This window comes from Aliivibrio logei, from assembly GCF_001691055.1.
Taxonomy (GTDB): Bacteria; Pseudomonadota; Gammaproteobacteria; order Enterobacterales; family Vibrionaceae; genus Aliivibrio; species Aliivibrio salmonicida.
Window position 1 is genome coordinate 120,232 of sequence record NZ_MAJU01000012.1, and the last position, 22,074, is coordinate 142,305.

At 38.6% G+C, this 22,074-nt stretch carries 19 protein-coding genes; 10 read left to right on the forward strand and 9 right to left on the reverse strand.

Going from position 1 to position 22,074, the window contains the following annotated elements:
* Window positions 1–133 precede the first annotated feature (133 nt).
* Window positions 134–1,150, reverse strand: a complete 1,017-nt coding sequence (locus tag A6E04_RS12590; RefSeq protein WP_065611572.1) for a nuclear transport factor 2-like protein — start codon at window positions 1,148–1,150, stop codon at window positions 134–136.
* Between the two features lie 71 nt (window positions 1,151–1,221).
* Window positions 1,222–2,517, reverse strand: coding sequence for an MFS transporter (locus A6E04_RS12595; RefSeq protein WP_065611573.1), 1,296 nt, complete (start codon window positions 2,515–2,517; stop codon window positions 1,222–1,224).
* A gap of 327 nt (window positions 2,518–2,844) precedes the next feature.
* Here A6E04_RS12595 and A6E04_RS12600 point away from each other — a divergent pair, with 327 nt between their 5' ends.
* Window positions 2,845–4,392 carry a sodium:solute symporter family transporter gene (locus tag A6E04_RS12600; protein WP_017021251.1) on the forward strand — a complete coding sequence of 516 codons (1,548 nt, stop codon included), beginning with the start codon at window positions 2,845–2,847 and terminating at the stop codon, window positions 4,390–4,392.
* A 72-nt stretch (window positions 4,393–4,464) separates the two neighbouring features.
* On the opposite strand, the gene rdgC is transcribed toward A6E04_RS12600, so the two are convergent.
* Entirely contained in the window at window positions 4,465–5,376 is a 912-nt protein-coding gene (rdgC, locus tag A6E04_RS12605; protein WP_026025370.1) for a recombination-associated protein RdgC, read from the reverse strand.
* Between the two features lie 213 nt (window positions 5,377–5,589).
* Here rdgC and phoB point away from each other — a divergent pair, with 213 nt between their 5' ends.
* From phoB to A6E04_RS12645, 8 genes are all read left to right on the forward strand, one after another.
* On the forward strand, window positions 5,590–6,282 hold the full coding sequence (gene phoB, locus A6E04_RS12610; protein ID WP_012550941.1) for a phosphate regulon transcriptional regulator PhoB: 693 nt from the start codon (window positions 5,590–5,592) through the stop codon (window positions 6,280–6,282).
* 30 nt (window positions 6,283–6,312) lie between these two features.
* The gene (gene phoR, locus A6E04_RS12615) at window positions 6,313–7,611 is read left to right on the forward strand and encodes a phosphate regulon sensor histidine kinase PhoR (RefSeq protein WP_012550940.1); all 1,299 of its coding nucleotides are present in this window, start codon (window positions 6,313–6,315) and stop codon (window positions 7,609–7,611) included.
* A gap of 6 nt (window positions 7,612–7,617) precedes the next feature.
* Window positions 7,618–8,607 carry a PstS family phosphate ABC transporter substrate-binding protein gene (locus A6E04_RS12620; RefSeq protein WP_017021250.1) on the forward strand — a complete coding sequence of 330 codons (990 nt, stop codon included), beginning with the start codon at window positions 7,618–7,620 and terminating at the stop codon, window positions 8,605–8,607.
* A gap of 94 nt (window positions 8,608–8,701) precedes the next feature.
* Complete coding sequence (locus A6E04_RS12625; protein WP_065611574.1) at window positions 8,702–10,909, forward strand: ABC transporter permease subunit; 2,208 nt, start codon at window positions 8,702–8,704, stop codon at window positions 10,907–10,909.
* Window positions 10,910–10,919: 10 nt separating this feature from the next.
* Window positions 10,920–12,449 (forward strand): phosphate ABC transporter permease PstA, encoded by a 1,530-nt coding sequence (pstA, locus tag A6E04_RS12630; RefSeq protein ID WP_017021248.1) that lies wholly within the window; start codon window positions 10,920–10,922, stop codon window positions 12,447–12,449.
* 4 nt (window positions 12,450–12,453) lie between these two features.
* Entirely contained in the window at window positions 12,454–13,272 is an 819-nt protein-coding gene (gene pstB / locus A6E04_RS12635; protein WP_012550936.1) for a phosphate ABC transporter ATP-binding protein PstB, read from the forward strand.
* Window positions 13,273–13,307: 35 nt separating this feature from the next.
* Window positions 13,308–14,006: a phosphate signaling complex protein PhoU gene (phoU, locus tag A6E04_RS12640; protein WP_017021247.1), complete on the forward strand. Its 699-nt coding sequence runs from the start codon at window positions 13,308–13,310 to the stop codon at window positions 14,004–14,006.
* Between the two features lie 167 nt (window positions 14,007–14,173).
* A complete protein-coding gene (locus A6E04_RS12645) occupies window positions 14,174–14,734 on the forward strand; it encodes a VC2662 family protein (RefSeq protein WP_026025368.1) in 561 nt (186 codons plus the stop codon).
* 88 nt (window positions 14,735–14,822) lie between these two features.
* Here A6E04_RS12645 and A6E04_RS12650 read toward each other — a convergent pair whose 3' ends face one another.
* From A6E04_RS12650 to A6E04_RS12675, 6 genes are all read right to left on the reverse strand, one after another.
* Window positions 14,823–15,317, reverse strand: coding sequence for a hypothetical protein (locus A6E04_RS12650; RefSeq protein WP_017021246.1), 495 nt, complete (start codon window positions 15,315–15,317; stop codon window positions 14,823–14,825).
* A 319-nt stretch (window positions 15,318–15,636) separates the two neighbouring features.
* Window positions 15,637–16,272, reverse strand: coding sequence for a hypothetical protein (locus A6E04_RS12655; protein WP_065611575.1), 636 nt, complete (start codon window positions 16,270–16,272; stop codon window positions 15,637–15,639).
* Window positions 16,273–16,353: 81 nt separating this feature from the next.
* Window positions 16,354–17,736: a hypothetical protein gene (locus tag A6E04_RS21490; RefSeq protein WP_244886273.1), complete on the reverse strand. Its 1,383-nt coding sequence runs from the start codon at window positions 17,734–17,736 to the stop codon at window positions 16,354–16,356.
* Window positions 17,737–17,923: 187 nt separating this feature from the next.
* Window positions 17,924–18,847 carry a LysR family transcriptional regulator gene (locus tag A6E04_RS12665; RefSeq protein WP_065611577.1) on the reverse strand — a complete coding sequence of 308 codons (924 nt, stop codon included), beginning with the start codon at window positions 18,845–18,847 and terminating at the stop codon, window positions 17,924–17,926.
* A 197-nt stretch (window positions 18,848–19,044) separates the two neighbouring features.
* On the reverse strand, window positions 19,045–19,995 hold the full coding sequence (locus A6E04_RS12670) for a YadA-like family protein (RefSeq protein WP_244886274.1): 951 nt from the start codon (window positions 19,993–19,995) through the stop codon (window positions 19,045–19,047).
* A gap of 187 nt (window positions 19,996–20,182) precedes the next feature.
* Window positions 20,183–21,109, reverse strand: a complete 927-nt coding sequence (locus tag A6E04_RS12675; protein WP_065611579.1) for a LysR family transcriptional regulator — start codon at window positions 21,107–21,109, stop codon at window positions 20,183–20,185.
* A 288-nt stretch (window positions 21,110–21,397) separates the two neighbouring features.
* Here A6E04_RS12675 and A6E04_RS12680 point away from each other — a divergent pair, with 288 nt between their 5' ends.
* The gene (locus A6E04_RS12680) at window positions 21,398–22,039 is read left to right on the forward strand and encodes an AcfA family outer membrane beta-barrel protein (RefSeq protein ID WP_017021240.1); all 642 of its coding nucleotides are present in this window, start codon (window positions 21,398–21,400) and stop codon (window positions 22,037–22,039) included.
* Window positions 22,040–22,074 lie beyond the last annotated feature (35 nt).

Consider the following 22,074-nt stretch of genomic DNA (forward strand, 5'->3'; position numbering starts at 1 on the left):
AGTCTACCATAGAATAAAATGGTATTCATAAACTCAGCGTCTAAACGGTGATGGGAAAGTGCCTCATTTATGACAAGGCACACACCGGATAAGGTTACGATAATCTAAAAGATTATTCGTTATTTTGGGTATATTACAGCTCAGGATTCATGATTGTTTGAGTTCGTTCAAAAACATCTAAGCCTTGTTGTTTTAGCCAATAAGGGAGATCGATTAATACCCAGTTTTCAGACAGTTTATCGTTATCTCGGTAATACACATCGACGACTTGCATATCAGCACGCACTTCACCGCCAGTCATACCCAAGAAACCACCTGTTGGCGTATTTGATAGATTTGGCCATCCGAAGAAACACGAAAAATTCCCCTCAGCAAAGCGACAGACGTGACCATTGAATTTTTTATCTTTTAAGTTATTACGGAATGGTAATTGATGTTGTTGTTGGTAGCGAGGGATGGTGTAAGAGGCACCGATACCACAAGGACCATACCAAATCATATCTTTAGACCAGCTTTTTGCTAAGACTTCAGGAGGGCATCCCATTGCACCACTGTCATTAAGGGCTGAAAGGTCATCGACCATTTTATTCACCAATGCCAGCGTTGCAATTCCTTCTTCTGGTGCAGCATCTTTAAACAACAGACCATCATGGTTGCGTGGTCCAGGATAAACAAAATGCTTACCGGTTGAAGGGGGTAATGGATAGCAACCAGCTTGGTCCATCATGCCTAAAAGATCTAAGAAAAGACCTGTTTTCGTTATTTTTCCATTTTGAACGCAGTTAAATTCAGCATAACGAACGTTCATTATTTTTCCGGTAGGGCGCATACCTAAAAATTCAGCATCGAATAGACCCATAAAGTGGCCCATACTCATTACCCAAATTTCATCTGGATTAATTTCGTTATTACCACCGATGAAGATATCTTGACGACGTTGCATGCGTGTCATTGATTTTAGTATCGGCGACCAAAAAGTATCTGCAGCAGCTTGTGCCCCTTTTTGTTCACGAAATGGATAAACACTGCGCCATAAATAATCGTCAGAAGTGTGTTCTTTTAGTATGTCGGATACATTTTCGTGAGTTGCGTTTTCTATCGCATCAAAATATGCACGAACGATTCGTTTTGCTTCTTGATATTTAGACATTTTATTTCTCTCTTAATATTGGCGAGCTTAATGAAGCTCGCCTATTTTGATTGTGAGTAACTTATTTTGAATTAGGCTTGTGCTGTTTTTCGCTTTTTATTTCTATCAAAAATGCCATCTTTCAACGTTTCAGGTAGTGATAACCACAGCAGACCCGCTAGGATCCAGATGATTGGAGACCCCCACATTGCAGTTTCAAGGCTTGAACGCTCTTGAATGAAAACAAGAACCATTGGAGCCCACATCCCGATAATACGACCTCCATGAAAGAGTGCAGCACCGTAGCTGCGCAGATGAGCGGGAAAAAGTTCAGAAAAATATCCTCCCCATACGGCAGATGCAGAAAGTCCAAAGTTGTATATAAGCCCTAATAGAGCGAGCATATTTAAACTACCAATCATGACGTCACTTGGCGCAATAAAGAAAATTGACACCATAATTCCGGCAAGAATGAAGCCGAAAGCATTTACTTTACGGCCATATTTATCAGCGACGGCTCCCCATATCCAAGCACCAAATAATGAACCAAATGCAGATATTGAGAAAATCATACCAATGGTTGCACCGTCAAATTGGCGAACGTCGCGTAAGTAAGTTGTTACAAAGCCACTAAAAAATTGATATCCATAAAAGTTCAGGCCTGCCAGTAATAAACAAGTAATGGTTATTGTGCGATAAGGCTTACTTAGCATCTCGCCCCAGGTCCCTTTTTTCACTGGAGTGTCATTATTTGCTGCGTCGTTTTCGCTTTCTTCACCATAAGCAATGATCTTTTTATCGTTTGGTAGAATAAAAATCATAATGGTAGCAGCGACTAACGGAGGAATACCACCAACCCACATTAGGCTCTGCCAAGGAGCATCAATACTGGTAATGAAGGCCGCGTAAGCGCCCATGACCATTAGAGCGACAGAGAACATTGAAGAAGCGAATGCGGTTAATTTTCCTCGTACCGTTGGTGTGAAAAGGCCAATCATTAAACTCACCGCAACAGTGAAGTAGCCACCAAGTGAAATACCGATGATGAATCGCATTAGTGCCCACATGGTGTAATCGGTAAACATCATATTGAGAATTGTTGCGCCACCATTGAGAGCGGTGATCACGATTAATGTCGATTTTTTACCAAAGTTGGAAGCAACCCAAGCACAACTCAACGCACCAATAAGAGCCCCAACTGATTGCCAAGTATAGAATTGTGCGGTGTCAGCAAGGCTAATACCATCGTAGGCCTCTACGATATAAGGGCGAACATAATCAATAATTACAAAGTTATAGCAGTAGAAAAAATAGCCAACAAGAATGGCTAAATAGGCTGCTATTCTTTGGGCTATTGGGACTTCACTCATGTGTTTTTTGGTAGTCATCTTTATCAAACCTTATTTAATCCATTAGTTAGTTTTATTTCAGCACTGATAGAACGGTGCGTTTTGATGATTTACTTTTAGGGTGAATCATAGTTTTTTTAGAGATCAAAGATCGTGATCCAAGTCGAGTTTGAAATGGGTGCGTACCCATTTTTCCTTTTTTAGAGATCATGATCTCATTATGGCTATGTCTTATCGTCGCTGTGTGCTTTTTCAGCACTTGTTAGTGATTTTTATCACGTTTGTTATTGTAGTTTGATTAAACTGGATGAATTTTAAGTAATATTGGTGCTGATCATTTTCTCAGGAAGACAGGAATAATTATAAATGGTTACGTATTCAAGTTTTGTGGTGGTGGCGATCTATGTGTTTTCGACCATGTTCATCAGTTATTTTGTGAATAAACGCCATAGTAAAGCAGGGGACTTCTCCACTGGGGGGAAGCAGTTTGGCTGGTTTACCGCGGGTGTTTCGATACTGGCAACTTACATTAGTACAATGACATTTGTGGGCATGCCCGGGTGGGTTTATAGCTCTGGAATGGAAGTGATGAGTATTCATCTTAACTATCCCATTGTTATCTTTTTTACGGTGATTTTTTTTGTTCCTGTGTTTTATAAACTTGGATTAACGTCGATCTATGAATATTTAGAGCTTCGTTTTGGTGTGTATGCTCGAACCATCAATTCAATGGTGTTCATTTTAGTTCAATGTATCTCATCAGGGATTGTTCTTTATGCGGTCGCGTTGATTTTGGTGCAAGTTTTGCCGATTAATATTTCGGAAGCAATCATCGCGATGAGTGTATTTACGGCGGTGTATACGTATTTCGGTGGCATCTCTACGGTTATTTGGACTGATGTATTGCAGTCTGCCGTTTTACTTGTGGGCAGTCTTTGTATTTTTGTATTTCTATTGATAGAAATTAATACGCCGAGCGTAGTGTCTCGCGAACATCTTAATATTATTAATCTTGAGTTTAATTTTGGGGTAGACACAACATTATGGGCAGGCGTGATTGCCGTGAGCTTTCTACATTTAAGCGTGTATGGAACGAATCAACTGATTATTCAGCGTACGTTGGCAACAAAATGTGAAAAGACAGCTCAAAAATCCATGTTACTTTGTGGGTATGGTGCTTTTTTTGTGTATTTATTCTTTGCCATTATTGGCGCTTTGTTAAGTGTGTTTTATCAAGACCAACATTTCACAAACAGCAATGAAGTTATTTTGGATTTTGTGTTTAATCATACAAACCCTATTGTTGTCGGCCTTATTATTTCTGCGTTGGCTGCGGCTGCGATGTCGACATTAGATTCGACCTATAATTCGATGGCAACGGTCGCTACGTTTGATCTGTATAAGCGTTTTTTTAAACCTAATGAATCGTCGGTTCACTATGAATTAATTGCACGAAGAATGAGCTTATTGGCGGCCATCTCTGTTGTTATCCCTGCATTATTTGCGGTATCTAATGAATCGGTGTTAAAAGCCATTGCTGGTTTCACATCGATTTTTGTTGGTATCCGGCTCGGTTCATTTGTTCTTGGATTGTTTTTTAAAAAGGCAAACGAGAAGGGGGTTATCGTAGGTAGCTTAGGGAGTATTCTTTCTGTTTTAGGTACAATGTCGATGGAAATATCATGGCCTTGGTATGCGCCGATTGGAACGTGTGTTTTTCTTGTTTTAGGCGTGTTCGTCAGTCGTTATTGGGGAAGTATTAGTGCTGAACAGAAGGTGTTTATTGATGGTCAAAAGCAGTTATTTTCGAAACCGTTGCGAAGTCATTATGGCTTATTAGTTTTTGCTGTATTTACTATTGCTGCTTGTGCGGTTATTCCTGATTGGATTTATTCTGCCCTTTCTCATGAATGATGATAGGCATGAGTATCGAGGAGAAAAAGGTGGCTTGATTATGATGTCAAACCACCCTTTTTTATTCTAAAGTTACTCTTTCTCTTCAATGCCACCAAGTGCTTTGAAAAGGTCAGGCAGTAGAGCGTCAAGCTCTGAACTCATTAGAGAGAAATCAGCATCAAAACGAGCGGCTTTATCTTCAAAACCAATATCTTCGTTTTGATCTTTTACATCATCGCTGAATTTAAGGCGTTTTAGCGATAAATCATCCGCAAGGATAAACTCTAAACGGTCTTGCCATGTTAGCGCTAATTTAGTCACAACTTTGTTAGCATCAATATGAGCGTGAATTTCATCACACACTAATTCTTGTTGTTTACAACGGATCACGCCGCCGTCTTCTAAAATCGCTTTTAATTCTGCTTCTTCACCCATCTCAAAACCTTGAGGAGTGACGCCTGTTTTAACCCATTCGGTTAATGCATTCTCAATCGGTTGAGTGGCCGTTAGGGGAACAACAGGTAAGCTGCCAATAGATTTACGCAGTAATGCTAATAAATCTTCTGCTTTTTTGTAGCTGCCAGCATCAACAATAATAAAACCAGATTCAGGAAGAATTAACGCATACGTTTGTTGGTGCTTGCTGAATGCACGAGGCAGTAAATCAATCACGATGTCATCTTTGATTGAGTCTTTCTCTTTTTTCTTAAGAGGACGACCTTGTTCAAGTTCCATCGCATCAATTTTTGCGTTCATTGATTCTTTGATTACAGAAGCCGGAAGCATTTTTTCTTCTTTCTTAACACAGATAAGAATGTTGTTGCTTGCTACGTGAGTCAGCATATCGCCATGACGTCCCATTGCAGTTACCCAGCCAAATTTTTGCATATCTTGGCTGCCACAAGGTGTGAAACGGAAATCGTTCAGTTGTTTTTCAAGTTGCTCAGGATTGATATCAATCTCTTTAGTAAAACGATAAATTAAACAATTTTTAAACCACATCATGCTGCTGAATTCCTGTCTTTTTTAAGTCCGCTTATGATAGGAGATTTTGACGCATTATGCTTGTAGAGTTTTCGGGATTTTAAGGAAATGGCCACAAGGTTGAAATTCAATGATGAAATTATGAACTTTTCTTTTCAATAGTCACAAAAGTGTCATAATTACCTTTAATAATAGCGTTATAAATTTTGTTGGTTAAATTAGGTAAAGATAATGTCTAGAAGGATACTTGTCGTAGAAGATGAAGCGCCAATTCGTGAGATGCTGTGCTTTGTATTAGAGCAGAAAGGATACGAACCAATTGAAGCGGAAGATTATGATACTGCGCTTGCTTTACTCTGCGAACCCTACCCAGATTTAATTTTGTTGGATTGGATGTTACCTGGTGGCTCTGGCATTAATTTAATCAAACATCTTAAGCGTGATGAATTTACGAAAAAGATCCCTGTTGTGATGTTAACCGCTCGGGGTGAAGAAGAAGATAAAGTGCGTGGCCTTGAAGTGGGGGCGGATGACTACATAACAAAACCATTCTCACCAAAAGAATTAATGGCGCGTTTAAAAGCGGTAATTCGTCGTGTTTCACCGACTTCTGTTGAAGAATTAATTGATGTTCAAGGATTAAAACTTGATCCGGTTTCTCATCGAGTGACGGCAAATGATAAGCCGTTAGACATGGGACCAACAGAATTTAAAATGCTGCATTTCTTTATGACGCATCAAGAACGTGTATATAGCCGTGAACAGTTATTGAATAATGTATGGGGCACTAACGTTTATGTTGAAGATCGCACTGTTGATGTTCATATTCGTCGTCTTCGTAAAGCGCTAGAAGCAGAAGGGCATGATCGTTTGGTTCAAACGGTTCGTGGTGCTGGCTACCGTTTTTCTGTGCAATGCGCATAACCGTCAATAATTAAGGTAAAGGTAGGCTAAATGGTTGAGCGTCTGTCATGGAAAAAGCTAGTTGGAGAATTGGCTTTTTTCTATGTCCCTTGGATTATTGTAGGGTACTTATTTGATGCCTTATGGCCATTGTTGTTTCTCGCGTCGTTTATTTTATTGATTTGGCATTTGCACAATCAAATTAAAATGTCTCGTTGGTTACATGAAGGACGAAAAGCGACCCCACCCTCTGCTTCTGGCAGTTGGGAGCCTATTTTTGATGAAACTTATCGTTTACAAAAGCGTCATAAAAAACGCCGTAAAGAGTTATCTGTTTTAATTCGACGATTTCGACAAGGGGCAGAAGCATTGCCTGATGCCGTGGTGGTATTTCGTCATGAAGGTAACATTGTGTGGTGTAATTCTTTAGCGCAATCGCTATTGGGTTTTCGTTGGCCTGAAGATTCAGGTCATCCGATAACGAATTTAATTAGACCCCCTGATTTTGTTCAGTATTTATTAGCGCAGCAATTTGATATTCCATTGGATATGCCATCGCCAATTAATTCAGATAAAACGTTAGAAATACGTATCGCACCTTACAGCGAAGGTGAGTACTTGATGGTGGTACGTGATGTTACTCAAATCAAGCAACTCGAAGGCATGCGCCGTAATTTCTTTGCCAATGTATCGCATGAGCTACGTACACCAATGACGGTGCTTCGTGGTTATTTAGAAATGTCAGAAGATCCAGACATGCTTGTTGGCCCTATGTGGAATAGAGCGCATGGAGTCATGACTGAACAATTAACTCGGATGGAAGGGTTGGTTGAGCAATTATTAACGCTTTCTAAAATTGAAGCCGCCGCAACATCGATGCTAGAAGATGAAGTTGATGTACCGGCAATGCTTGATATTTTAGAGAAAGAAGCACAGGCGTTAAGTGGTGATAGAAACCATAACATTACGTTTAATATTGATCGCTTGCTTAAAGTTCAAGGCGATGAAGATCAATTACGAAGCGCGATTTCTAATTTGGTATACAACGCGGTTAAGCATACAACCGATGGTGCAAATATCGTCATTGATTGGCGTCTTTCTTCTGCGGGAGCGAAACTTAAAGTTACAGACAGCGGACAAGGGATTGAAGCACAACATATTCATCGTTTAACAGAGCGTTTTTATCGAGTAGATAAAGCACGCTCAAGAGAAACTGGTGGCAGTGGTTTAGGATTAGCTATTGTAAAACATGCGCTTAGCCATCATGATTCGCAATTAGAAATACAAAGCAAGCTGGGTAAAGGGAGCACTTTCTCGTTTGTATTACCGAAAAAACTCATTCTAAAGTAGAGAATAATGAACGGATTTTATAGCACGAAGCGTAAGTGGTATCAGGTATTCACCCCTGTGGCACTGCTTTGGCTATGCGTTATTAATAATGGTATGGCTTATGATGGGAAATTGGCTCATTACGAGAGAGTATCAGGTGTCTCGGGGAATTTATCGTCGATAGGATCTGATACTTTAGCGAACATGATGACATTATGGGCAGAAGATTTTCAACGTATTTACCCTCGCGTTAATATTCAAATTCAAGCATCTGGCTCATCTACTGCACCGCCAGCCTTAATCGAAAGCACCGCACAATTTGGTCCTATGAGCAGAAAAATGCGGCAAAGTGAAAAAGCGGCTTTTGAAAGACAATTTGGTTATCCTCCCACTGAAATCCGAGTCGCTATTGATGCTCTCGGAATTTTTGTTCACCAAGATAACCCAATTCAAGGACTTAATTTTACCCAACTCGACGCCATTTTTTCAGCTACGTTACGTTGCGGAGCCGTAAAACCGATTAATCGTTGGCAAGATCTTGGATTAACAACAAGTTGGGCAAAACATAGAATTCAATTGTTTGGTCGAAACTCAGTATCAGGCACTTACGGTTATTTTAAAAATAACGCCTTATGTGATGGCGATTTCAAGGTTAATGTTAACGAACAACCCGGTTCTGCGTCTGTGGTTCAAGGGGTTTCAGCCTCACTGAATGGCATTGGTTATTCTGGGGTGGGATATAAAATGTCTGGCGTTAAATTGATACCAATCAGTCGAGATGGAACCGATTATATTAATCCTACGACCGATAATATTATTAATGGTCAATATCCGTTAGCTCGATTTTTATATTTATACATAAATAAGCCGCCTACGGCTAAATTACCGAAACTTGATGCTGAATTTATTCGTTATATGCTTTCAGAAGAAGGGCAACTAAGAGTAGAACAAGACGGATATATTGCGCTTTCTGAACGGTTTGTTTTGCAAGAATTATCGAAGTTGGACTTACATTAAGTAAATTAAAGAATCAGGAATGATGAGCGTTTATTGTCATTCAGTTGTCACCCATATTTGTTAATATCAATAAGAAAATAGAGGTTAACCCATCATGGCATACGCCAAACCTAATCAGATCACTAGAGATAAACAACGTCGTATTGTTGATCTGATTATACGTGTTTGGGTGAAATCCAGTGGCGTAGGGATCATTGCGGCACTTATGCTTATCTGTTTTTATTTACTTGCTGTTATTGCCCCCATTTTTACGCCGGTCTCTGTTGAACCGTCTCATCAATATGCTGCTCAATACTCGAATGCGACGTTAGCGATTGGCTCTGATGAACAAGGTAAAATGGTTTATCGTATTGATGACAGTGGTAAGGTGCAATTTATTGATTTAACCAATAACGAATTTGTTAGCGAACAACAAATTGTTGAACATCCAACCACATTTACGGCCACTATCGAAAGCCAAGATTGGTTTGCTTTTGGTGACGATAAAGGGAAAGTGACATTTTCTCAGATAGGTTTTCAGACCAACTATAAAAATGGTAAGCGACAACTTATCCCCTTTGTTGAGAAGTTTACGCCTTTTCCATCAATTCAAGTGGATGATAAAAAACAACCACTGACACAATTAGCGTTAAGTTTAACCCCCATTGAAGGTGTTATTTTAGCCAAAACTCAAGATGAACGATTTTTGGGTGTGGAGCTAGATGGTTCTGTAAATAAAATGACAGGGGAAACTATTTGGAAAGCACAAGCGATTGAATTTAAAGCGATGGGCAGTACCAAAGGATTGCTTTCTATGGTCATTACACCAAATAACGATTTCATTTATTTATTGTTTGAGCATGAACTCCAAGTATGGACATTAAAAAATCATAACGCAGAATTGCGAGAGAGGATTACTCTTAATGGCGTCGCGCAAAAATTAACATTGTTAGCAGGGGCAAACTCGGTATTAATCCAGTTTTCCGATGGTAGCGTGTCTCAATGGTTTGATACGATTAATAATGAAAAACGCTCATTAACGTCTATTCGTTCGTTCTCGTTTGATGCCCCAATAGCTCAATTAGCCCCTGAAGTTTACCGAAAAGGGGTGAGCGTGATTGATACTGAAGGTCAGTTATCCATTATTCATACGACGACAGAAAAAACATTATTCAGCCAACATCTGTTTAATAATAAAGTACTCGCTGTTACTCAACCACCGAACGCCGAGAAATTAATTGTTTTAACGGACAAGGGATGGGAATGCTTTAGTGTGACCAACCCTCATCCTGAAGTGAGCGTACAATCATTGTTTGGGAAAATGTGGTACGAAGGATATCCTGAGCCAACGTATACTTGGCAATCAACCGCAGCTAATGATGATTTTGAATCTAAATTCAGTTTAATGCCACTGGCTTTTGGTACGTTAAAAGCCGCATTTTATGCGTTGATATTTGCGGGTCCTATTGCAATTGGTAGCGCAATTTATACTGCGTATTTTATGTCAGCGAATGTACGTCGTTATGTTAAACCTACCATTGAAATTATGGAGGCTTTACCAACGGTTATTATTGGTTTGCTCGCGGGAATTTGGCTAGCACCTATCATCGAAAATAACTTAACCGCCGTATTTAGCCTATTTATACTTTTTCCCTTAAGCATGGTGATTATTGCCTTTATCTGGCATATTTTACCTGCTCATATAATGAGAAGGCTGCCTCGTGGTCAGCATGCCATTTTATTGATCCCTGCTCTGATTGGTGTCGGTTATCTTACATTTAACTATGGTTATGTTATTGAAGGGTGGTTTTTTGCCGGGGATTTAAGAAATTACCTTGGTGATAAAGGGCTAGGTTACGATCAACGTAATGCATTGGTCGTTGGTTTAGCCATGGGAGCGGCTATTATTCCTACTATTTATACCATTGCAGAAGACGCGATCTTCTCTGTTCCTAAGCATTTATCCGAAGGGTCATTAGCACTGGGTGCTACTCAATGGCAAACGTTAACTAAAGTGGTGTTATTAACCGCAAGCCCGGGTATATTTTCTGCCGTGATGATGGGATTAGGGCGTGCCGTAGGTGAAACGATGATCGTATTAATGGCGACAGGTAACACACCAATCATGGACGGAAACATTCTAGAGGGCATGAGAACATTGGCTGCGAATATTGCGATTGAAATGCCTGAATCTGAAATGGGAAGTACACACTTTAGAATGCTCTTTTTAGCGGCCTTTTTATTATTTGTTTTCACTTTCTTTGTGAACTCGTTGGCGGAGTGGGTTCGCCAAGGGTTACGCGAAAAGTACCGTAGTTTGTAGGCTGATTTAAATGAAAATAAAGCATTGGATTAAATCAGGATCACCTTGGATATGGTTAACGGCTGGCTCAGTAAGCATCAGTATGATCACCGTGCTTGGGATCTTATTGCTTATCGGTTGGAAAGGGTTATCTTATTTTTGGCCTACGTCTTTGCAAGAATGGAAAACGGTAGAAGGTAATGTTGTTATTGGGCAACTTTATGACGTGCAAAAAATCCACAGCAATAATACGGAGAAAAAAGAACGTTTAGTGATTAAAGTCGGCAACAGAGACGTCAATGGCTTTGACTTTATTAGCTTAGACAGAGACCAAATAGCATCGGTGAGCAAACCAAAAGACTTAGTAGTGGTCGATAGAGTTCAGCACGGTAAGTTTTTTGGGACAATAATTAAGGCCTCAAGTGGTTTAGAACTGACTCGCCAACAAGTCGAATCTTGGGTGAAAAGTGAAAAAGCAAAAATAGATTTATTAGAGCAAGAACAACACAAGTTATATAAATTATTGGACGATCTTCCTGCGTTAAATTTGTCGAATAATGAATTTACACAAAAAGAGAAAACGTTAACGGAAGAGCTAACGTCGATTTCAAATCAGCTAACTCAAAGTTATTTAGTGTTAAAAGACAGCCAAAATAAATCTTATTTATTAAGCAGCGATAATGTCGTTAATATTTGGTACCCAAACGCAATGACCTTAAGTGAACAGCTTTCTCATTGGGTAAATACATTATATGACTTTTTATCTGAGCCTCCACGTGAAGCGAATTCTGAAGGCGGTGTATTTCCTGCCATTTTTGGTACCATTTTGCTGGTGCTATTGATGTCAATTATCGTGATGCCATTAGGGGTGATCGCCGCTATTTATTTACATGAGTATGCAAAGCCAAATATATTAACTCGATTAGTTCGGATTGCCGTTATCAATTTAGCCGGTGTTCCTTCTATTGTTTATGGTGTTTTTGGGTTGGGATTTTTTGTTTATGTTGTTGGTGGAACGATTGACCAATTATTTTATTCAAACCAATTACCTACACCAACGTTTGGTACTCCTGGTCTATTATGGTCAGCTCTTACGTTGGCGATTCTCACCTTGCCCGTTGTTATTGTTGCTACAGAAGAGGGCTTAAGTCGTATCCCTAATTCAGTTCGTCATGGTTCGTTAGCGCTTGGGGCAACTCAATTTGAAACCTTATGGAAAATTGTGTTACCGATGGCCAGTCCTGCGATAATGACGGGATTAATTCTAGCAGTAGCAAGAGCAGCAGGAGAGGTTGCCCCATTAATGTTGGTCGGGGTGGTAAAGCTTGCACCATCATTGCCGATTGATAGCGTTGCGCCTTATTTGCATTTAGACCGAAAATTCATGCACCTTGGCTATCATATTTATGACGTTGGTTTTCAAAGCCCAAATGTAGAAGCTGCTCGACCAATTGTGTATGCCACGGCCTTTTTATTAGTGACTGTGATTATTGGTTTGAACTTAACCGCTATCGCGATTCGTAATAATTTACGAGAAAAATACAGAACGTTGGAGTTGTAGTTATATGTATTCATTATCACCAGATCTGTCTTTTTTATCATCAATGGATGTCAATGATTTAGCTGATGAAAGTACAGCGATAGAGATCAATAATCTGAGTTTGTCTTACGACAAAGCATCGGCGCTTTCAAATATTGATATGCGTATACCAAAAGGCCAAGTAACGGCATTTATTGGTCCATCAGGTTGTGGTAAATCAACTCTGTTACGCTGCATTAATCGAATGAATGATTTAGTCGATAATTGTAAGATTAGTGGCTCAATTAAATTGTTTGGTGATGATATTTATCAACCAAATACTGACATCCCATCGTTACGTCGTCGTGTTGGAATGGTGTTTCAACGGCCAAATCCGTTTCCTAAGTCTATTTATGAGAACGTAGTTTATGGTTTACGTTTACAAGGGATTAAAGAAGCGCGAGTATTAGATGAAGCGGTAGAAGAAGCCTTAAAAGCTGCTGCATTATGGGACGAAGTAAAACATCGTTTGCATGAGAATGCATTTGGATTATCCGGTGGTCAACAACAGCGTTTAGTTATTGCCAGAGCGATTGCTATTGAACCTGAAGTTTTGTTATTAGATGAACCAACGTCAGCATTGGATCCTATTTCAACTTTGACGATTGAAGAGCTTATTTACGAATTGAAAAGTAAATATACGGTAGTTATTGTAACGCATAACATGCAACAAGCGGCTAGAGTTAGTGATCACACCGCTTTTATTAACCAAGGTAAATTGGTTGAATATGGTAATGCGAATACAATTTTCACCTCTCCAAAACACAAACAAACTGAAGATTACATTACAGGTCGTTACGGCTAAACGTTTCGATTTACTTACCTTAATAAGGACATTCCATGCAACTTGGTCGACATATTTCAGGCCAATTTAACACCGAGCTTGAAGCCATTAGAACCCATGTATTAACCATGGGGGGAATGGTAGAGCAACAGCTTATCTACGCACTTGAAGCGTTGCATAATCACGATGCCGAGCTGGCAAAGCGGGTAATGCATGAAGATCACAAAGTGAATGCCATGGAAGTGGCGATTGATGAAGCTTGTACTAGAATTATAGCTAAGCGCCAACCTACCGCGAGTGACTTGCGTTTGGTCATGGCAATTATTAAAACCATCACTGATCTTGAGCGTATTGGCGATGTGGCCTCTCAAATAGCCAAAGTCTCATTAGAAAATTTTACGAATAAACAGCATTCATTATTAGTATCACTCGAAGCTCTTGGTCGACAATCAGTCAAAATGATGCACTCGGTACTTGATGCATATGCTCGTATGGATGTAAAAGCCGCAACAGAAGCGTACAAGTTTGATGATAAAATTGATGAAGAATATGAAGCCGTAATACGTCAATTAATTAAATATATGATGGAAGACCCAAGTTCGATTCCAAGTGTCATGAAAGTGATGTGGGCTGCAAGAGCAATTGAACGAGTTGGCGATCGTTGTCAGAATATTTGTGAATACATTATTTACTTTGTAAAAGGTAAAGATGTTCGTCATATCGGCAATCAAAATATTGATGATGTTATAAATTAAGTGATTGACTTAAATATAATAATCCAATAGATATTTTGAATGAGAACCTTTATTTATCATTCGAACAGAGTATATTATGAACTATTGCATAAACTTTATGCGATGCATGATACATATAAATCGAATAAATAGATCTTAGTAATCCTAAAATAATGAAGGGAAATATTATGAATAAAGTTTTAGTTGGTACGTGTGCTGCATTATCGTTAATGTCATCAGCAGTAATGGCTGATAGTACGCCTGTGATGTTCTCATCATTAAATGGCTTTAATGCCCCTGCAGCAAGTGAAGTTAAAGGTGTTCGCCTTGCCGCTTTACATGGCAAAACGGGTGATGTAACTGGTGTCGATTTCGCATTAGGTATGTCTGAAAGTGATAATTTAACTGGTGTAAACTTCCCTCTGTTTATTGGTGCAAACAAAGTTAATGGCAACATGACTGGGGCATCTTTTGGCTTATTCAATTGGCATAAAGGCGAAGATGTTGGTGCTAACCTAGGTTTTGTTAACATTACGAACGATGTGACTGGTGCTAACCTTTCTGCAGTAAACTACTCAGAAGGTTACACAATGGTTGATGTTGGTGTTGCAAACCTTTCAAATGATTCACATGTTCAAGTTGGTTTATTTAATATGACATCTGACATTAAAGGTGTTCAGATCGGTCTTATCAACTGTGCGGAAAACGGTTTCCTACCTTGCTTTCCATTCGTAAACTTTGCGATGTAAGTTGATTTAAAAAATTAAATAAAAATGGCGCTGCTTTATTACAAAGCAGCGCCATTTTTGTATCTGTTTAATTAATATGTGGTTGGTATTAAAAAGTAAATGTCATACCAATATTAAAGTTAGTCGATAAATCATAAGGAATATAAGTATCACTCATTGGGAAATAGTTAAGATCAATACCAGCTCTTAAGCCTACTTGCTCAGTTGCTTGGAAAACATAAGCCGCGCCAAGGCTTGAACCTAATGTACTTTCTTTTGTTGTATCTCCACTTTTGGTTTTTTTACCATCATAGTTAGCAACTCCGACTTCAAATTGCACACCGTGTATTTTTGCTGAACCAAACATCTGTTGAACACCAAAACGATATGAATCTATGGCTTCGTCATACATTGAACTGCTATAAACCGTGCGACCATAACTTACATAGGCAGCATCGAAACCAAGTGCATCAGTCACACCTGCTTGAATACCAAAACCACCATAAGGACCAATCTTAATTTCTGGTGATATATGGATGTTATTAGCAAATGTATTTGCACTGAATAAAGTTGCGATAGCAAGGACTCGGTGTGTTTTTTTCATCTTGGATACTCTCTCATAATTTTTTAAAAAGCATCCGTGCTTTGTTTTATCTTTAATTGTTTTGATAGAGCTATAATAAGAAATAATTGTATGCATCACTAATCACGAGTGTTTATCTTGCTCATAACCAAAACTTATTAATGAAGAAGGAGGGGGAGTAAATCATAAAAAATAAAAAGCCCCTGCACCAACTTACTTATGCAGGGGAGAGAGTTACCAAAGGGTAATTACTTATCTTGTATCATTGATTTTATGGATATAAACAAAACGATTAGAGGAAGCGAAAGCATAATTAAAAAAGTCATAATTCCTCCAAAGATTAAAAGCGCAAGTTAAATCCGATTTCATAACTGTTTTCGGTTCTTGTTCTATCACTTGGGCTCACTCTAGATTCACCAAAGGTGTATTTAACATAAGGCTCTACCCATTTTGGCTTTAAGGTAAGAGTGATATCTTGGCTGTTGTAATGGCTTTTTGATCCCGTTAATTCTCGGTCATGAGTAAACGAATAACTAAAGTTACTCCATTGATTAATTGTGTAGCTAGCCCCAAGTGTATTTTTCCATTCTCTATCTGTGTCTAACCAATCAGAAAAAATAGATTCGCGCCACTCATGAGAGGTGTTAGCAAAAATCATAATGTCTTGAGTTAATGCTGTTCCGGTAAACAATCCAACATTATAAATATCAATAAAATCTGCTCGTCCGTAACTTACAAATGCTTCGGTATAAAATTGGCCAAGCATGACACCATAGCCGGAACCAATTTCTAAATACCCAGTTGAATCAATATCTGCTGTGAAGCTAATTTCTTCTGTAGCTTGAAGGTTTGCAGTAACGCTTCCTACCCATTTATCATTATTTTGAGACAGTTGAACGCTTAAATCTGGCTCGTGGTATTTCGCAGAAACAGATAAAGAAGTAATTAGAGATAACAATAAAAGCGAAAGGCGCATAATTAAGTACTCAGTAGTAAAAATAAAAAAGGAGTCACCAAAATAGCGACTCCTTGCTTTATCTATTGAACGTTAATGTATTTACGAACGTGCAGTTCTATCCTTGATTGCTTGTTTAATTTGTTGACGCTGTTCTTGTGATAGAGATTTAGCTTTTTGTTTAATGTCGTTTAAATCTTTTGGTAACTGCGGTTTCCAGCTTTTAATCTCATTTCGATCACTGTCACGCAGGTAGATAGTGCTACTTTCAATAGTGATGTAACCATCAACTTCACCGTGAGTTGTTATTGCCCACGCATTATCTGCAATTTTATCTACACTACGTCCGTTATCAGCTTCAATATCAATTTCTATTGGTTTTTCAGGTGTTGGTTTGGTTCCAAAATTAGGATCAATTGGTTTCCAATTTGTGATCTCATTTCTATCGCTATCACGAAGGTAAACGGTGCCATTTTCAATCGTGATATAGCCATCAATCTCATCATGGGTAGTTATCACCCACGCATTGTCTGCAATTTTATCAACGCTTCGTCCATTATCCGCTTCAGGACCCAGCTCTATTGGATTTTGAGGTGAAGGGCGTTCAATTGGGCTTTCTGGAGTAGGGATAACTCCAAAGCTTGGGTCAATTGGTTTCCAGTTTTTAACTTCATTTCTGTCACTATCTCGAAGGTAGACTGTACCGTTTTCAATGGTAATATATCCATCAACCTCACCATGAGTGGTTATTGCCCATGCATTACCTGCAATTTTATCCACACTGCGACCATTATCAGCTTCAGGATCTAGTTGTATTGGGTTCTGAGGGGAAGGACGTTCGATTGGATTTTCAGGTGTTGGGAGCGCGCCAAAACCTGGGTCAATTGGTTTCCAATTTGTGATTTCATTTCTATCGCTATCACGAAGGTAGACTGTACCATTCTCAATAGTTATGTAGCCGTCAATTTCTCCATGAGTAGTTACAACCCAAGCATTATCTGCAATTTTATCCACACTGCGGCCATTATCGGCTTCAGGATCTATTTCAATTGGGTGATCTGGTGTAGGTATAATTCCGTAGTTAGGATCTATTGGGTGCTGAACATCGGTTACAATTAATCTGCCATTTACAACATTTAAATTTACTTCTGCGCCATGGTTACCATGAAAGATAATTGAATCGCCTTCCTTCTGAATATGACCAACAGTGACGCTATTTACGTCTTTTACGCTATCGCCATCTGTTGTAAATATCTGACCATTAATACGAATAAGAGTGTCTGTTTCTTTGCCTTTAATTATAGCTGTTTGGTAAGTTCCTTCATCACCCGTTACTAATGCTGCTTGAGCATTTTCACCTTCAAAATATTGAACTGAAGCTATACCATCTTGAGGAGCTGTAGAACCTGAATCAGAAGAACCAGAAGATGAACAGCCTGCTAGGAATGATGCAGCAACTAATGATGCAATTAATTTAAGTTTCATATTGGTGTTCTCTCTTAATGTAATGGTTGGCGTAATCGCCATAATTATGGAAAGCATCAGTGCTTGTTTGTGGCGTTCCTAGCCGATGAGAGAAGTATATGAAATGCACAAAAAAGCCTCTAATCCCTTAAAAGAATAGAGGCTTTAACGCTGAGTTATTAATGAGAGATAAGAATAGTCGTAATAACTACAGGTTATCAATGAGTAATGATTGAAGGATTTTTTTTAGCCATAACATGGTCGCGTTATTTCTATTTTTGTGGTGATAATAAACACAAACTTTTGGGTTAATATATTGATTATCAAATAGTATTTTAAGGCTTCGTAGCTGATTATTATGCTCGATATCTAAGAATTTAGAAGCTGGAAACATCATGTCTGAGTTATTAACGACATCAATAACGGCTGATGGTAATTCTGATCTAAAACCAATATTTGCTTCTAAGCCTTTAATCTTTAGTATTTTTTCAGCTAAAGATTGATGGGAATTCCAATCAACAGCAATGACGGTTGCTAATTCAAAATGAACGCCATCTTTTACTTCAATACTACTGCCTTTATAGGGGTGATCTTTTCGGACATAGCCAGTAAAGCGATCTTGAGCAATTGGTTTTTGAATTAACTCTTTTGGCGCATGGCCTATTTCATAATTAAGGCCTAATTGAACTTCATCATTGATGATGTCGGTCATTGTTGATTTAGACCAGTTTAATAGCTGTACTTGAACATTAGGCGCTTCAGATCTGATCGCTTGAAATAATTTATTGGCTATTGTGCTTAAAAGAAAAGGAGATAGTGCTAGTTTGATAACTCCTTCAAGTTCTTGAGGGTTAAACTCATTACTTTCGTTTAACGTAGAAGAAAGGTCATCAAGTATTGGTGATATGCTTTCAGCCAATTGATTTGCATATTCAGTAGCACGAAGGCCATGATGGGTTTTTACGAATAATTCATCATTTAAATGATCTCGTAGGCGTTGTAATGCTTTACTGATTGCTGGTTGAGATACAAATAAGCGTTCAGAGGCTTTACGCATATTTCTTTCTTGATGTAGAACGATGAAAGTTCTTAAGAGGTTTAAATCTAAGTTGGAGAATAAGTCTTTAGCCATACGATCAATCCTTTGATTTTTTATTATTTGAACAAAGAAATCGATATGGGTAAAGAAAAAAAGCCTCTGGATGAGAGACAGAGGCAAGGGCTATCATAAGATAACATGTCAAAGACAGAATATTGTGTAGTTAAAAATAAGGTCAAATTATAGATAGAATAAAGTGCCCTACCAATCCTTGGTGGGGCGAGAGTTATTTATTTAAAGCTGTATTGAACACCAACGCCGCCAGCAACATCCGATGATGAGTAGCTACCTGATGATTCATAATGGAAAGTACCAGAAACACTTAATTGCTCATTGATACCATAAGCACCACCTAGCGCTAATGCCTCTTTAGAGCCAGAGAAACCGACACCAGCACCGATTGCAAACTCACCACTAGTTACAAATGGACGCGCATTGGCGACCGCATGTAAGCCTGCACGAACACCATCGATTTTTTCATCTTGCTCATTGAAGCGACGGTTGTTTTCTTCTGCCATCGTTTTAAAGTCATTTTCTAGTGTGGTAATGCGTTCACCGTCAGTTGTGTGTGGAATTCCCCAATCAGGTGTATCGCCGTAATCTGGAGTTGGACGTTCAGGTGAATTGTCATCTACTGGTGGCTGTGTTGGTTCTTGTGGTTGTGGTCGCTCTGGTGAATTATCAACTGGAGGTTGTGTCGGTACTCCTGGATTTGGTCTATCTGGAGTATTATCAACCGGTGGTTGCTCTGGTACGGATTGACCAAAATCTGGGTCTACAGGCTCCGGACGATCAACTGGCTTATCTGGTCCGATTCCCCAATGAGGAGTATCTCCATAATCAGGTGTTGGACGGTTTGGTGTATTATCGACTGGTGGTTGAGTTGGAATCGCTTGACCAAAATCAGGATCTGTTGGTTGCGGACGTTCCACTGGTGAGTCAGGTTGAGGTCGCTCAACTGGATTAGAAGGAACTTGCCATTCAGGTTCTGTTACCATCGGTGGTTGAGTTGGACCTAGTCCCCAGTCGGGAGTGCTTCCAAAATCAGGACTTGGTCGTTCTGGTACAGATGGAATAGAGTTGTCAATTCCTGGAAGTTCCGCTGGGTTCTGAATGGTTTCTGCCATAACAGAAGAAGAAAAGATGGCAGTTAGGGATAGTGCTAAAATAGTTTTTTTCATTTTATAACTCTCAATATTAATCATAAATTAGATTTAGTAATGAGCGTCCTTGCTTACCGATAAATCTGTTTCCGTTTGATGGAATGAATAATATTGAGAATGGTGATTACTTTCTAATCACCAGTTATTATATCTATAATAAGTACTGCTTATTATTTGGTTTGTTTTGCCCTTTATTTATAAGCATTTAGTGGTGAGCATCAGATAATAAATCAGTAATGAGTTGATTTAGCCATGAGTGCAGAGGGTTTTTCTTGTGCCTTTGATGGTAATAGCTATAGATAGGATAATTCAGAGGCACGTCACCAAGAGCAAGATCAATGCGCCTTAAGCCTAAGTACTGGTGAGTAGGAAACAACGACGTTGAAGGAAAATACATATTAGTATGTTGAACAACATCAATTAATGCCATTGGTAACTCTGAGCGAAAACCAATTTTATGTTTGATATTTAAATTTTCTAAGACTTTACCTGCGAGACTTTTATTATCGTTCCAACCTGGAATAATTAAAGAGGCAAGTTCATATCCTTCAAAGTCATAAGGGGTTGCTATTTGTTTTTTTATTGGGTGATCGGTTCTAACAATCACACAGCCTTTAATAGTCATTAAGTTACTTGAAATGAGCTCTTTTGGAACGTGGTCATACTCATAATTAATCGCTATATCTAGCTTTCCTTTGGTTAGATCGCTGAAGGTTGATGCTGACCAATTAAATAATTGTAAGTCGACATTAGGCGCGTTTTCTCTTATTTCGTGAAATAAAGCACCAGATAGGCAGGTCAATACTTGAGGAGCCAGTGCTATTTTTAATGTCTGTTGTAACTCGCTTGGCTGAAAGTTTTTTGAGGTATTTAAGACCGATGATAATCCATCAAGATACGGGTGAATACTTTCCGCTAACTCTTCAGAAAATGGCGTAGCTTTTAGGCCATGATGAACTTTCACAAAGAGCTCGTCATCAAAATGATTACGCAGCTTTTGTAATGCTTGGCTGATTGCGGGTTGAGACACAAATAAACGCTCAGAAGCTTTTCGCATATTCAATTCTTGAGAGAGAATTAAAAAAGTTCTTAGTAAGTTTAAATCTAACGTTGCAAAGAGATCTTTTGCCATATCTACTTATTTCCTATCAATAAATTGAGTTATTAAATAACTCTTCACGCATCCTTCGTTAACTCTTCTTATTGTATTGAATTTATGATGAAAAAGTATGTATTTTTTAGATACTGTAAATTATTACAGCTATTTAAAAACCTATAGAGCGAGTCTAATAATTCTTAATGAATTGATACAAATTGAATAGAGAGAATCTTCACACTTTCTTCACGATCTCTTCTTTATAGTATTCATATTGAGAATTAAGACCAAGCTTAACCCCATAACGATAGGATTGAATTTATAATGAAAAAGTATGTATTTTTACTGATGGCGGCGACGTCGACAACTACAATTGCAGCAACGTACGTTGGTTTAGAATACGGTGTTACGTCAATTGATCATAATTATTCGACTACTTATTCTGCGGATTCTGTTTCTTTATCACCTGATGATTCAAGTGATACTTTTGGTGGATTTATTGGCTATCGAATTAATGATTTTGGTCTTGAACTGGGTTATAAGAAATTTGAAAGTGATGACTCTCAAAGTAAAATGATTAATCCAAGTGAGCAAGCCGGATTTTCTCAAGAGCGTGAGTGGGATGCCGATTTAGATGCTACTCAATTAACCGTAAAACCTGTGTATTTCTATAATTTTAACGATAAATTGCAATTAAAAACGGGGTTAGGTTTAACTTATACTCAATACAAATATAATTCTTCATCACAAGATGAGTTTGAATTAATTACGAATGATGATATTGAAAGTACAAAAAATCGTTCAGGTGGTGAATCACAAAAAGACACGGTTCTTGGTGGTATCGCTAGTGTTGGCATTGAATACATGGTGATCCCAAACCTAGCATTGGGCGCATCAGCAAGCTACCAAGTAGATAATATTGCGAATTCATCTTCATTCATGTTGAGTTCAGCTTACTACTTCTAATATGTAGTCATAGAAATTCATTAATCAAATTGGAA

Excerpts from the sequence above, each read along its gene's own strand:
- A6E04_RS12590 (WP_065611572.1), bottom strand. The coding sequence starts at position 1,150 with ATGTCTAAATATCAAGAAGCAAAACGAATCGTTCGTGCATATTTTGAT.
- A6E04_RS12595 (WP_065611573.1), bottom strand. The coding sequence starts at position 2,517 with ATGACTACCAAAAAACACATGAGTGAAGTCCCAATAGCCCAAAGAATA.
- A6E04_RS12600 (WP_017021251.1), top strand. The coding sequence starts at position 2,845 with ATGGTTACGTATTCAAGTTTTGTGGTGGTGGCGATCTATGTGTTTTCG.
- rdgC (WP_026025370.1), bottom strand. The coding sequence starts at position 5,376 with ATGTGGTTTAAAAATTGTTTAATTTATCGTTTTACTAAAGAGATTGAT.
- phoB (WP_012550941.1), top strand. The coding sequence starts at position 5,590 with ATGTCTAGAAGGATACTTGTCGTAGAAGATGAAGCGCCAATTCGTGAG.
- phoR (WP_012550940.1), top strand. The coding sequence starts at position 6,313 with ATGGTTGAGCGTCTGTCATGGAAAAAGCTAGTTGGAGAATTGGCTTTT.
- A6E04_RS12620 (WP_017021250.1), top strand. The coding sequence starts at position 7,618 with ATGAACGGATTTTATAGCACGAAGCGTAAGTGGTATCAGGTATTCACC.
- A6E04_RS12625 (WP_065611574.1), top strand. The coding sequence starts at position 8,702 with ATGGCATACGCCAAACCTAATCAGATCACTAGAGATAAACAACGTCGT.
- pstA (WP_017021248.1), top strand. The coding sequence starts at position 10,920 with ATGAAAATAAAGCATTGGATTAAATCAGGATCACCTTGGATATGGTTA.
- pstB (WP_012550936.1), top strand. The coding sequence starts at position 12,454 with ATGTATTCATTATCACCAGATCTGTCTTTTTTATCATCAATGGATGTC.
- phoU (WP_017021247.1), top strand. The coding sequence starts at position 13,308 with ATGCAACTTGGTCGACATATTTCAGGCCAATTTAACACCGAGCTTGAA.
- A6E04_RS12645 (WP_026025368.1), top strand. The coding sequence starts at position 14,174 with ATGAATAAAGTTTTAGTTGGTACGTGTGCTGCATTATCGTTAATGTCA.
- A6E04_RS12650 (WP_017021246.1), bottom strand. The coding sequence starts at position 15,317 with ATGAAAAAAACACACCGAGTCCTTGCTATCGCAACTTTATTCAGTGCA.
- A6E04_RS12655 (WP_065611575.1), bottom strand. The coding sequence starts at position 16,272 with ATGCGCCTTTCGCTTTTATTGTTATCTCTAATTACTTCTTTATCTGTT.
- A6E04_RS21490 (WP_244886273.1), bottom strand. The coding sequence starts at position 17,736 with ATGAAACTTAAATTAATTGCATCATTAGTTGCTGCATCATTCCTAGCA.
- A6E04_RS12665 (WP_065611577.1), bottom strand. The coding sequence starts at position 18,847 with ATGGCTAAAGACTTATTCTCCAACTTAGATTTAAACCTCTTAAGAACT.
- A6E04_RS12670 (WP_244886274.1), bottom strand. The coding sequence starts at position 19,995 with ATGAAAAAAACTATTTTAGCACTATCCCTAACTGCCATCTTTTCTTCT.
- A6E04_RS12675 (WP_065611579.1), bottom strand. The coding sequence starts at position 21,109 with ATGGCAAAAGATCTCTTTGCAACGTTAGATTTAAACTTACTAAGAACT.
- A6E04_RS12680 (WP_017021240.1), top strand. The coding sequence starts at position 21,398 with ATGAAAAAGTATGTATTTTTACTGATGGCGGCGACGTCGACAACTACA.